Genomic DNA, 12,587 nt, shown 5'->3' on the forward strand with positions numbered 1-12,587 from the left:
TTTTTTCGATATTTGTGTTCCTTTCAAAATAGCTACCAATGGAGATTTTTCTCGAGATACTGAAATATACTTTCCCTGCACTTCTCATGCTGCTTCTAGCCTATCTCATGCTTTCCAATTTCACGGAAAATGAGGAGAACAGAAGGGCTTACTTTATTCGTAAAGAGGCTCAGAAGCAGGCGTTACCCATTCGAATGCAGGCCTTTGAGCGCATCACGCTCTTTCTAGAGCGCATTACTCCAAATAGCTTGTTGGTTCGAACTCCGGCTAAAGGTTTGACGGCTTCTGAGTATCAGTCTCTCTTATTGAAGGCTATTCGCAATGAGTTTGAATACAACTTGAGTCAGCAGATTTACGTTTCAGAAGAAGCTTGGCAAATGGTTGTCACAGCAAAATCTGCAACAGTGAGCATCGTTAATCGCGTTGCAGCGCAACTCCCTGCAAATGCTACAGGAGTAGATTTGAGTAAGAAGATTTTGGAGCACGCCATGGAGTTGGGGACATTTCCGACTCGAAATGCCATTCACTTTCTCAAGAACGAAGCGTACAGAGAATTTTAAGAAAACAATTTTCTTGCGGCTGCGAGTGGACTCATTTCGCCAGTCGATACACTCTTTAAAGCGGCTTCATAAGCCGCTTTTTTGTCTTCTTGAGCAAACCAATGTGCTTTTAGGAATTCACCAACCGTGTCGTCAAACCACCATGCAGCTTGTTCAGATCTCAATTGATCCCAGTGTCCCTTGAGGGTCATGTGTCGTTGGAATTTTTCGATTTCATCTAGTGCTTCCGGGAGTCCAGTTCCATCCATGGCGGATATGGGTTGAACAGGAACAGTCCATCCACGGGGATCTTCTGGATAGAGTTTAAGGGCTCTTCGAACCTCTCCTGCGGCGAGTTGTGCCTTTCGTTCCTGTCCGCTATCGGCTTTGTTCAGAAAGATGACATCGGCCATTTCCATAATGCCACGCTTGATGCCCTGCAATTCGTCGCCAGCGCCAGGAAGGAGCAGGAGAACAAACAAATCGACCATCCGCTTTACACTGATTTCAGACTGTCCAACCCCTACTGTTTCAATGATGATGATGTCGTATCCAGCGGCTTCACATAGAATGATTGATTCTCGAGTTTTTCGAGCAACGCCACCCAAACTTCCCGCACTTGGACTGGGGCGGATGAAGGCATCTTCTTCTTGAGATAGAAGATTCATGCGTGTTTTATCGCCGAGGATGCTTCCTCCGGTTTTTGCCGAACTAGGATCAACAGCAAGCACAGCTACCTTGTGGCCTTTTTCTATCCACTGTCGGCCGAAGCGTTCAATGAACGTGCTTTTGCCAACACCGGGAACTCCTGTAATTCCAATTCGAATACTTTTCCCAGAATGGGGTAAACAAGCCGTTACCAGCTCGTCGGCTAGAGGATAATCTGCTGGACGAGTACTTTCAACTATGGTAATCGCTCTACTTAGAGCAGATCGATCACCTTCGCGCATTCTTTCAACGAGCGATGTTGAATCTTCTCTCTGTCGTTTGTGCTTGAAATGTGACAGATTAGGGTTGATGGAGGATTGACCTTCAACACCTGCAACTTCGCTTAAAGCGGAAGACTTCTTCTGCTCGTCCATTGGATTTTTACTTTCCGAACATTCCTCCCATTCCTGGGATATTCGGCATTGATGATTTAGCAGCAGCTCCCATTTCAGCTTCGTTTACACTTTCTGCCTTGGCGAGAGCATCATTCATAGCAATCACCACAAGGTCGGCAATTTCTTCGGTGTCTTCCAAACTGCTGTCAATGGTTAAGTCAACCACTTTTCTATTGCCTGTCACTACAGCTACAACCTTGCCGTTGCTCGATTTACCTTCAACAGTAATGGTGTCCAATCTAGCTTTAGCTTCTTCCACTTTAGCTTGGGCTTGCTGCAATTGAGCCATCATATCTTTCATTCCTCCAAACATGGGTGCATGTGTTTTCAGCAAAGATAAGATGCGTTCAGTTGAATGAAGGGGTGGTAGAGCGCCTTCTTCCTGGTCTATGGGTATTGATTTTTCCTTTTTGTACTTTAGAAGAAACCTTATCCAACAATTTATGAAGCACATAAAATTTCAATTTCTTTCAGCAGCGGCACTTGCGCTTTTATCCCTTGTGGGCTATGCTCAGGATAGACCTATATATCCTCGTTATTATGGTAGACGATGTGGCGCCTAATTCACTGAGCTGTTACACTTTGGGTATGCAATATCCCACTCCTAATATTGATCGAATAGCAAAAGAAGGAGCGATATTCACGGATCATTATGCTCAGCCTAGTTGCACCGCTGGTAGAGCGGCTTTCATCACGGGGCAATATCCCGTACGAACTGGACTTACAACCGTCGGTCAGCCTGGAAATCCACTGGGGATTAAGAAAGAGGACCCTACACTTGCCGAGCTGCTCAAACCACTTGGGTACAGGACGGGACAGTTTGGGAAGAATCACTTGGGCGACTTAGATGAACATCTTCCAACCGCGCACGGTTTTGATGAATTCTACGGAAACCTCTACCACTTAAATGTCTCCGAAGAGCCTGAACAAGCGGATTACCCTTCAGACCCTGCTTTTCTTGAGCAGTACGGACCTCGTGGAATTATCCATTCGTATTCAGATGGTAGAATTGAAGATGTTGGTCAGTTGACCAGTGAGCGCATGAAAACCTTTGATGAGGAGCTTGTAGCGCGTTCTAAGAACTTTATGAAAGAAGCGGTCGATGCGGACGAGCCATTCTTTATTTGGCATGCCACCAGCCGTATGCATGTGTATACGCACCTCAAGGAGGAATCAGCCAATCTTGCTACGGATATTAGCACAGATTTGGACTTATTTGGTCACGGTTTAATAGAACACGATGGACATGTAGGTCAGTTGTTAGATTATTTGGAAGAACTGGGAATTGATGAGAATACCATTGTGATTTATACAACGGACAACGGTCCGGAACAAAGCACATGGCCACATGCGGGCGTAACGCAATTCCGAGGCGAGAAAATGACCACCTATGAGGGCGGTGTTCGCGCTCCTTTCATGGTCAGATGGCCAGGGCACATTCCTGCAGGGTTAATCCGCAATGGCATTTCTTCTCACGAAGACGTAGTTCCAACCGTTATGGCTGCTCTTGGTGAAGATGATCTAACTGAAGAACTGAAAGAAGGGAAGAAGATCGGCAATATGACTTATAAGGTTCATATTGATGGATACAACAACTGGGATTATTGGAGAGGCGAGTCTGACGAATCGGCACGCAATGTTTTCTTCTATTATTATGAATCTAGCTTAACTGCTTTGCGAGTAGGACCTTGGAAGATGCACTTTGCAACAAAGGAGCGTTACTTTGACGACATGGTTACCCACACTATGCCTCAGCTGTTCAACCTTAGAAAGGATCCTTACGAAAAGTACGATGATGTCACAGGCTTCCATTTGATAATGCAGAAGTCTTGGACATTGCAGCCAGCTATTGGTATTTTGAGGGATCACTTGGAAACCTTCCGTGAATTCCCACCTCGTCAAGAGGCTGCTTCGTTGAACGTCAATGAGGCGGTGAATAAGATTATGCGATCGAGCACACATCAATAGCATGTAATTGCTTTATCCCAAAAAGAAAGCCCGATTGCATCAGCAATCGGGCTTTCTGTGTTTATAAGAAGTGCGCTCATTTAGCGCTCTCAATCATTACATCTAGAATCTTGCTAGCTGCTGAAGCGATCACCGTACCAGGACCGAAGATCCCTACTACGCCAGCTTCATAGAGGTAATTGTAATCCTGTTGAGGAATCACCCCTCCAACAACTACCATAATGTCAGGTCTACCTAGTTTTTCCAGTTCTGCAATTACCTGTGGTACCAAGGTTTTGTGACCAGCAGCGAGAGAACTAACACCTAGGATGTGAACATCATTTTCTACGGCTTGTTTCGCTGCTTCTGCTGGAGTTTGGAACAATGGCCCAATATCCACGTCAAATCCCAAGTCGGCAAAGCTAGTGGCCACCACTTTTGCACCACGGTCGTGTCCATCTTGTCCCATTTTGGCCACCATAATACGTGGACGGCGACCTTCGAGCTGTGCGAATTCATCCGCTTTGGCGCGTGCTTCTTCGAACATAGGGTTAGATTTAATTTCGTTGGCATATACCCCTGCGATGGAATGGATGGTCGCGGTATATCTACCAAAACTCTTTTCCATGGCGTCGCTAATCTCACCGAGAGTTGCGCGGTGACGAGCAGCTTCCACGGCAAGCTCAAGCAAGTTGCCTTCTCCGCCATTGGCAGCGTTCGCTAGTTTGGCAAGCGCAGCTTGGGTTTCAGCTTCGTTTCTTTTGTCTCGAAGCAATTTAAGGCGCTCAATTTGAGAATGAAGCACCTTAGTGTTATCTACCTCAAGAATATCAATAGGGTCTGCAGAGTCTGGCTGGAAAGCATTAACACCTACGATGATATCTGCTCCACTGTCAATACGCGCCTGCTTTCTAGCAGCAGCTTCTTCAATTCGCATTTTTGGAATTCCCGCTTCAATCGCTTTGGTCATACCGCCGTGTTCTTCCACTTCTAGAATCAGCGCCCAAGCCTTATCGGCAATCTCGGCTGTAAGTGTTTCAACGTAATAGCTGCCTGCCCATGGGTCAACGGTTTTAGTAATGCCTGTTTCCAGTTGAAGGTGTAGCTGTGTGTTACGTGCGATACGCGCTGAGAAGTCGGTTGGAAGAGCGATGGCTTCATCCAATGCATTGGTGTGCAAACTCTGTGTTCCTCCGAAAGCAGCGGCCAGCGCTTCTATAGAGGTTCTCGCAACGTTGTTGAAAGGATCTTGCTCGGTCAAACTCCATCCAGAAGTTTGAGAATGCGTACGCAAAGCCATTGATTTTGCATTCTTTGGATTGAACTCTTTTACGAGTTTCGCCCAAATCATACGTGCGGCTCTCATCTTGGCAATCTCCATAAAATGATTCATGCCAATCGCCCAGAAAAAGGAAAGACGAGGGGCAAAATCATCAATATCAATTCCTGCAGCAAGTCCTGTTCGAATGTATTCCAAGCCGTCTGCTAGAGTGTATGCGAGCTCCAAATCAGCTGTTGCACCTGCTTCTTGCATGTGGTAGCCAGAGATGGAAATGGAGTTGAATCGAGGCATCTTTTTCGAAGTGTATTCGAAGATGTCTGCGATGATGCGCATGCTGTGTTTGGGAGGATAGATGTAGGTGTTGCGCACCATGAACTCTTTGAGAATATCGTTTTGGATTGTCCCCGAAAGTTGTTCCGTGCTTACACCTTGTTCTTCTGCGGCTACAATGTAGAAAGCCATTACAGGAATCACAGCTCCGTTCATCGTCATTGAAACCGACATTTCGTCGAGTGGAATCTGATCAAAGAGAACCTTCATGTCCTCTACACTGTCAATGGCAACTCCGGCTTTACCTACATCGCCAACCACTCGTGGATGGTCGGAATCATAACCACGGTGTGTGGCCAAGTCGAAGGCCACCGAAAGACCTTTTTGTCCTGCAGCTAGGTTTCTGCGATAGAACGCATTCGATTCTTCTGCGGTGGAGAAACCGGCGTATTGACGAATTGTCCATGGTCGTTGAACATACATTGAACCATAAGGGCCACGGAGGTAAGGAGCGATTCCTGAAACATAGTTCAAGTGCTTCAAATCACCCGCATCGTCTGCTGTGTATTGCTTCTTTATTTCTATGCCTTCAGAGGTTTTCCAATCTGAGGCGTCGATTGGTTTAGGGCTGTGCTTTGGAGCCGACCAAGTAGTGTTGCTAAAGTCTACTTTTCCCATATTTACTCGGCTTTAAGTCTAGTTTGTTCCTCTGCTTCTGAGAGTCTGCGAGCGACAATTTTGCGAATTACTTTTCCCTCGCTATTATCAGAGGCAAAGAGTGGAGTCGTAGCTTCTTTCGACATTTTCTCAGCAGCGTTGGGGAACTTGTTGGTTCCTACAAGGATGATCTTGCCCTCGTTGTATAGTTCTTGCTCAATGGCAGCTTCTCTTTCTATCAGTTCTTGAACAAATCCCGATTTCAGCGCTTCAATCATTCCACCTTTAGCTTCTATTTCTCGGAATACTTTCCAAGCTTCTTCACAGAGGTCGTTGGTGAGGTTTTCAATCGCATAACTACCTGCGGCGGGGTCATTCACTTTAGTCACGAAAGCCTCGTATTGCATCACTAAGGCTTGATTGCGGGCCACTCGTCTCGCCTGAGGTGTCGACTCCCGGAAGGTGATGTCATAGGGTTGAACACAAACCTCATCCACACCGCCAATCAGCGCGCTCATGGCTTCTGTGGTTGTACGGAGCATATTTACATTAGGATCGAAAATGGTCTTATTGCGAAGTCCTGTTTCTGCATAAATGTGTGCGGCAGCTTCCGTTTCGTAGGCTTCACCTACTTTAGCCCAAAGCGAACGTAGCGCTCGGAACTTGGCAACTTCGAGAAGATAAGACTTGCCGATGGCCATGTTGAATGTAGTGTGGCTAAATGCAGATGATCCCCATCTTCCAATAAACTCGTGGGCATGAGCTAGCGTGAGTCCGAGTTCGGTTGCAGCACTCGCGCCTGCATTGTGGTAGATATTCGCATTAACAGCGAGGTTATTCATGCTTTTCAGCGGAGAGTTTATGAGCGACTCAAGTGTGTTGAAATCTGATTCTTCCGAAGAAAACCACTCACCTGTTCTTGCCAGGTTTTCGATGGGATCAACATTGATAGAACCTCGAATTTCTGCTGGATTCAAACCGCGTTCAGTAATGATGTCCAATAACTGGGATTGAACATTGCTAGCTTCTCCATTAGACACATAGTGAACTGTGATGTGTTCAATCAAAACATCTGCCAAGAGAGGGGCTAATTGAACTCCTTTTTTCAGATAGAGCATAACTCCACTGCACCCCTTATTAAGGACGTCTAAGATGGCTTTATTTCCTTCGCTGGCATCATCTACATAAATACCTTCAATGGTATCGACAATTTTTGAAGTGCGGGTAGGGACTGCAGCTGCGCTGGGTAAGTCCTCGGAATGATAAGTGGGTGAAAGTGTAATATCTCCTCCATAGTGTGTAAAGAGATCTTCGAAATTTCCACCTTTCAATTCCTTTTCAATTTTCGCAATCCATTCTGCCTTTGAAGCAGCGGGAAACTCTTGAAAAGTTAGGCTCGAATTTGACATGAATCGAGATTTCGTGATTTGCCGTAAAGGTAAGGTATAGCAGTTAGATAAGCATGCTTCGTTCGTTTGCATAGAGGTGTCTACGCGGCATCACGGTTCTGAAAGAATCGATATTTTTTTGTATTTTTAAGAGGCTCTCATAATCTCTGCATTCAGAGATTCCCCAAGGACGTATTCATAAACATTCAGATGTTAGGTGTTGGAGTTTCAGTTATGGCGATGATCCAATCGCTTCGTTCCAATCAATCATTGTTGGAGAGAACGAAGAAGTTGGGAGGTCAACCTGTGCTTAAGCGCATAGCTTCCGCAGAAGAAAGGGAACGTCGCCGAATAAATCAACCGGTTGCTTCACCTGAGCTTTTAGCTAGCATTAGAGCACAGAATGTCGCAGATCGAGGTAGGACAAAAATGCTGAGTGCATTGGTGTTTGTAGGGTCTGCTGTAGTTGTCGCTGGGCTATTCTATATGATGTCTGCTATTACGAATGAGTTGAATTTCAAGTCGGGCGAAGTTCAAATTTCTCAAGCGGAACAAATTGTAATTAACCGAAAGAGAAATGAAGCGTTGAGGTTGGAACTTGCACAAGAACTACCTCGAGCAGAATCAATGATGCGTACGGGGGATTACTTTGGAGCTATGGGGTTGTATAAACACCTGTGGCGATTGAGAATGGATAATGAGGACTTGGCGAATCAATATGTCTTATCAACTTTAAATTTTGTGAAAGGACAGAAAACGGTAAACCAAAAACTTCTTCTAACGGCTTGGGAAGAATATGTTTCCGCTTTTCCTAACGGTTCGATGAGAGTAGAGTTAGGGGAGATGGTACTTTCGAGTAAATAGAGATTAATGGGGTATTCTGGAACAAATGGTTTAGAGCAGTTGAAGCAACTTCGCAATCGCAAAGTGGCACGAATGAATACGTTAGCTGGCAGGAGAAAGCAGCCGGTTAAGGATATGATTGGTTTAAGAGCTAAGATTCAACCCACGACAATAGAGCCTGCAGATCCGAAAGTTTTGGCTGCCATTTCAGAGCAATCCGAAAAGAACAGAAGGAATAGAGCGATAAAGCGAATCAGTGCAACGCTGGCACTGGCAGTGGTGATTTTTTTGATAATGTTACTATTAACCGACTGATATGGGCTTTGGAGGATCGGTTGTATCCATGATCATCACTCTGCGAAACAATGCGAATATGCTTCGCAAGCGCGTTCGTTGGATTGACGGTCATCCTTTGGCTAGGACAATTTCAAAGGAAGAGAGAAATCGACGATTACAAAATCTACCAACGGCCACTCCCCAACAATTAAAGCAAATCAGGGACGAGTATAAGAATAGGCGGAAGACCCAACGTATAAAACGTTTAATTGGTGTTGGTGTTTTGGGATTTGTGGTGCTCGTGATGAGTCCATTACTTTTTAAGTCACTTGATTACCCTTCGTTGTGGAGAGCTCCAGATTCTCCACAAGAATATCATATGTCGACAGAAAGGAACATGGGCGTTCAAGACTACATAAATTCAGGCTTTACTTACGAGTCGAGAGGTAATAGTTGGCTTGCTTATACGAATTATAAAAAGGCGGTAGAACTGCGTCCAGATCTTGAGGCAGTCCGCTTTAATTATGTGAAGCAAGCATTGATTTTAGCAACATCGAGTAGATTAGATCCAACTGTAGCAGAAGAAGTTTATAAAGAATACAAACGCGATTTTCCAGATTCCGATCGATTAAAGGAATTGTCAGTGATGGTAGGAGAGTGAGGAGTGAGAAAAGAAGGAGAGCCGAGATCGTGAAGCGTGAAAATGAAAAAATGAGGAGAATGGATTTAGATACCGTGATCTCTTTGGCAGCCTCGGTTCTGCCCGGGGGCGCTCCCGCTTCCCCGTTATCAATTTACGAAGAGGACTTTGTATTAGTCGTGCGGTAAACGTTTACTATCGGCTAGTCGCTGTGAATTAAAATTTCACTTGTGAGATTGCCGAAGCTCAATTTGGGAATGGCTAACTTGAAGCTGGGGACAGGGGTGCTGTCCCCGGGGGCGAAGACCACCAAAAGAATGCCTTACTTGATGATAAGCGTATGACGCCAGTCCCAAACACCAGCAATCCACCATCCAAGATCCACCATCAGTCCTTAACCCCCGAACGCCAACCACCAACCGACCGTTGTGAATAACTCCATCTTCAACCTCAAATAGTCCGTAATCAGATGCGTTACTTTTGATATATGCTTAAGAAGTGGCGCAAAAAACGATGGTTTAAGATGTTGAGCAACAAATATGTTCTCGCAACTATCGTCTTTGTGGTGTGGATTTCTTTTCTCGATCGAAATTCCTTTCTTCTTCACAGGGAGCTGAACAAGCAGATCGAAGCATTGGAACAAGGTAAAACCAACTATCAGTCGGATCTTGAGCAGAATAAGCGGGAGCTAGAGGAATTAGAAAGTGATCCAGAGAAGCTAGAGAAATTCGCTCGAGAGCAATACTGGATGCACAAGGAAGGTGAAGAAGTTTTCTTGATTGAAACAGAGGAAGAGTAGTTACTTCCAGTCCAACTTCAATTCGTAAATCACATCCCAATTTTTACCCGTAATCAGAAGGTTTTCTCCTCTGACAGCAATTCCATTCAGTGTGCCTTGGTCATCGTGTTGGATGGCAATTTCCGTAAGATCTAGGTGTCGAGTAGAAGCACCCGATTCCAAATCGATAAAAACAATTCGATCTGATTGCCATATGTTGGCGGCTAAGTAGCCTTTGTAGATCTCCGTTTCGTTTAGGTTCCCGAAATACCCATCGCTGTTCATCGACTCTTTAGTGGAAACTGTGGTAAGGGAAAATGGATCTACAAATCGAATGTTCTGTGTTCCATCGGTCCATACTAGTTGATGGTTGTAGGCCGATAACCCCCAGCCTTCTCTAATTTTGAAATCGTGCTCCTTAATAGGGGTGAACTCACTTCCATTCCACGTGTACTTCATGCATTTTCCTTCGCGCCAAGTCACTTGATAAATGGTGTCATCTAATAAGGTCATACCCTCGGCAAACCAAGATTCTGGTAGTTTGTGTTGTTGGAGGATTTTGCGACTGCCCAATTTGTAAGTACTCAAGGCCGATTGACCATATTGACCAGAACTCTCAATAATTAAGTCGCCAGAAAGGGTGAATCCTTGTGTAAATAATTCGGAAGGATGAGGGTAGGTGTTGACCACTTCGTAGGCGATAGTTGTTGATTTCTCGGACGGAACAACAAAGCACTCAACTGGGTAAGAAAGACTGTCCTCATTTCTATACGTGGTAATGATGAAGTGATTGGTTCCATATTTAGCATCGGCTGGGATGGTAAATATTCCGTTGTTTGAAATGACCTTCGTTCCACTCTTTACAATCAATCCATCTCCATTGTGTTCCACTTTCAAGTCAATCTTCATTCCACGATTGAAATTGTATCCTGAAGTAGACAATTGCGTGTGCATCTTGAGCTTTTCAGGAGTACACGCTAGAAGGGATAAAAAGCTTAGTAGAAAGAGAAGCTTCTTCATTAGTTGGCAAATTGCATGGATGAGAGTTGATAGTACAATCCCTCTTTATTTTCTGAGAGTTCGTAGTGATTGCCACTCTCGATAATCTGACCATTCTCCATCACTAAGATCTTATCTGCACTTCTTACGGTAGACAATCTATGAGCAATCACAATAGTGGTTCTACCCACCATCAATTTGTCGAGAGCTTCTTGAACCAGACGTTCCGATTCTGAATCAAGTGCGGATGTGGCTTCATCCAAAATAAGAATAGCTGGGTCTTTGAGTACCGCTCTTGCAATGGCAATACGCTGACGCTGACCACCGGATAATTGAACACCGCGTTCACCTACAATTGTTTCAAGGCCAGAAGAAAATTCAGAAATGAACTTCCAGGCATTGGCTTTTTTCGCGGCTTCGATGATTTCTTCTTCCGTAGCTTCACTTTTTCCATAAGCGATGTTCTCACGAATGGTTCCGCCAAATAGGAATACGTCTTGAGGAACAACAGCCATGTGGTTTCGCAGTACCGATAAGTTGTATTGGTTAGCTGGCTTACCATCGAACTGTATCTCGCCATTGGACGGTTCAAAGAATCGCATGATCAATTGAACGAGTGTTGATTTTCCGGCACCTGAAGGTCCTACCAATGCGATTTGATCTCCAGAGTTTGCGGTAAAGGAAAGGTTGCGAACTACATCGGTATCTGGACGGGTTGGATAGGCGAAGGTTACGTTTATAAATGCTACATCTCCTTTAAACCCTGGAATAGGGGAAGGATGATAGTCTAGATCTTCCGTTTCTTCGTCGAGAATTTTCATCAACTCTTCCGTTGCGCCAACAGCCTTTTGAACTCGGGCGTAAACGTCTGCAAATCCCGCAATAGAACCTCCAACGAATCCGGCCAATAGGATGAAGGAAACCAAGTCGCCGTGTTCAAGATGGCCTTGTTCAATAAGGGTAGCAGCTTTCCAGATGATGGCCACAATCGCACCAAACATCCCTACAACCATAAACGATGAAAAGGCAGCACGGTAGCTTCCTCCTTTAATTCCCGTTTGGGCAACTTCCGAAGTCTTCTTGCGGTATCTCGTTATTTCAAGGAATTCGTTAGCAAAGGCTTTTACGTTGTAAATCCCTTGTAAGCTCTCTTCAACAATCGTGTTGCTTTCGGCTACTTCAGCTTGAAATTGCTTGGAATATTTCCGAATGAATCGGCCAAAGAATACGGCCAACAGAACCATGGGAGGAAGAATGGCCAAGGTGAAAAGGGCCAATTTCCAAGATGTGATGACCATCAAAGTGACCCCGCCAATAATGATGATAAGCTGACGCACAAACTCGGCAAGTGTTGTGGTCATGGTTTCCTGCAGCTGAGTGATATCACTAGAAATACGAGAGTTCAATTCACCAACTCTTCGTTGGTTGAAGAACTGAATAGGGAGTTTGATAAGATGCTCGTATGTAACTTGACGCAAGCGAGCAAGTGCATTTTCTGTGACGTAAACAAAGGTGCGAACACGACCATAACTGAACAGGGCTTGTGCTAACAAGAGGGCGATGAGTTGCAGTGCCGTTTTGTTGATAGCGTCTATGTTGATACTTCCACCGCTTTGAGGTAAGAGGTTATTGACAACTTCGCCTTCTGTAGCATTGGGAGGTGGGAGAATGAGCTCCCCCATGAGCATAGGAAACGCAAGGTTGGCTAGGGAAGATAAAATCAAGAAAACCATTCCTAGAGCAAATACTCCTCGGAATGGGCGTATGTATTCGTAAAGCTTAAAAATCTGACGAATCGAATCCTTCGAAAGTCGTTTAGCTTTCTTCTCATCTTTTTGCATGGCGGCAAAGGTCGATGTTCTTCT

At 45.0% G+C, this 12,587-nt stretch carries 12 protein-coding genes; 6 read left to right on the plus strand and 6 right to left on the minus strand.

Annotated elements, in window-relative coordinates:
- Positions 1-38: 38 nt before the first annotated feature.
- On the plus strand, positions 39-560 hold the full coding sequence (locus F8C82_RS01645) for a DUF7935 family protein (RefSeq protein ID WP_151691697.1): 522 nt from the start codon (positions 39-41) through the stop codon (positions 558-560).
- Here the strand turns inward: F8C82_RS01645 and meaB are convergent.
- Both meaB and F8C82_RS01655 read right to left on the minus strand, forming a co-directional pair.
- Entirely contained in the window at positions 557-1,621 is a 1,065-nt protein-coding gene (gene meaB / locus F8C82_RS01650; protein ID WP_151691698.1) for a methylmalonyl Co-A mutase-associated GTPase MeaB, read from the minus strand. The two genes, F8C82_RS01645 and meaB, sit on opposite strands and share 4 nt — an antisense overlap.
- Before the next feature lie 7 nt (positions 1,622-1,628).
- The gene (locus tag F8C82_RS01655; RefSeq protein ID WP_151691699.1) at positions 1,629-1,955 is read right to left on the minus strand and encodes a YbaB/EbfC family nucleoid-associated protein; all 327 of its coding nucleotides are present in this window, start codon (positions 1,953-1,955) and stop codon (positions 1,629-1,631) included.
- Positions 1,956-2,149: 194 nt separating this feature from the next.
- Between F8C82_RS01655 and F8C82_RS01660 the strand changes: the two genes are divergently transcribed.
- The gene (locus F8C82_RS01660; protein WP_223279410.1) at positions 2,150-3,610 is read left to right on the plus strand and encodes an arylsulfatase; all 1,461 of its coding nucleotides are present in this window, start codon (positions 2,150-2,152) and stop codon (positions 3,608-3,610) included.
- A 76-nt stretch (positions 3,611-3,686) separates the two neighbouring features.
- Here the strand turns inward: F8C82_RS01660 and scpA are convergent, their stop codons facing one another.
- Both scpA and F8C82_RS01670 read right to left on the minus strand, forming a co-directional pair.
- Positions 3,687-5,819 carry a methylmalonyl-CoA mutase gene (gene scpA, locus F8C82_RS01665; protein ID WP_151691700.1) on the minus strand — a complete coding sequence of 711 codons (2,133 nt, stop codon included), beginning with the start codon at positions 5,817-5,819 and terminating at the stop codon, positions 3,687-3,689.
- Between the two features lie 2 nt (positions 5,820-5,821).
- Entirely contained in the window at positions 5,822-7,207 is a 1,386-nt protein-coding gene (locus F8C82_RS01670; protein ID WP_170266115.1) for a methylmalonyl-CoA mutase family protein, read from the minus strand.
- Positions 7,208-7,396: 189 nt separating this feature from the next.
- On the opposite strand from F8C82_RS01670, the gene F8C82_RS01675 reads away from it, so the two are divergent.
- From F8C82_RS01675 to F8C82_RS01690, 4 genes are all read left to right on the plus strand, one after another.
- A complete protein-coding gene (locus F8C82_RS01675; RefSeq protein ID WP_151691702.1) occupies positions 7,397-8,050 on the plus strand; it encodes a hypothetical protein in 654 nt (217 codons plus the stop codon).
- Between the two features lie 6 nt (positions 8,051-8,056).
- Positions 8,057-8,344, plus strand: coding sequence for a hypothetical protein (locus F8C82_RS01680; protein ID WP_151691703.1), 288 nt, complete (start codon positions 8,057-8,059; stop codon positions 8,342-8,344).
- A 58-nt stretch (positions 8,345-8,402) separates the two neighbouring features.
- On the plus strand, positions 8,403-8,966 hold the full coding sequence (locus F8C82_RS01685; RefSeq protein WP_151691704.1) for a hypothetical protein: 564 nt from the start codon (positions 8,403-8,405) through the stop codon (positions 8,964-8,966).
- 466 nt (positions 8,967-9,432) lie between these two features.
- Positions 9,433-9,744, plus strand: coding sequence for an FtsB family cell division protein (locus tag F8C82_RS01690; RefSeq protein WP_151691705.1), 312 nt, complete (start codon positions 9,433-9,435; stop codon positions 9,742-9,744).
- Here the strand turns inward: F8C82_RS01690 and F8C82_RS01695 are convergent, their stop codons facing one another.
- Entirely contained in the window at positions 9,745-10,743 is a 999-nt protein-coding gene (locus F8C82_RS01695) for a glutaminyl-peptide cyclotransferase (RefSeq protein WP_151691706.1), read from the minus strand.
- On the minus strand, positions 10,743-12,563 hold the full coding sequence (locus F8C82_RS01700) for an ABC transporter ATP-binding protein (protein ID WP_151691707.1): 1,821 nt from the start codon (positions 12,561-12,563) through the stop codon (positions 10,743-10,745). Before F8C82_RS01700 ends, F8C82_RS01695 begins: the two co-directional genes overlap by 1 nt.
- Positions 12,564-12,587: the final 24 nt, after the last annotated feature.

It is taken from the genome of Phaeocystidibacter marisrubri, from assembly GCF_008933165.1.
In the GTDB taxonomy this organism is placed as follows: Bacteria; Bacteroidota; Bacteroidia; order Flavobacteriales; family Schleiferiaceae; genus Phaeocystidibacter; species Phaeocystidibacter marisrubri.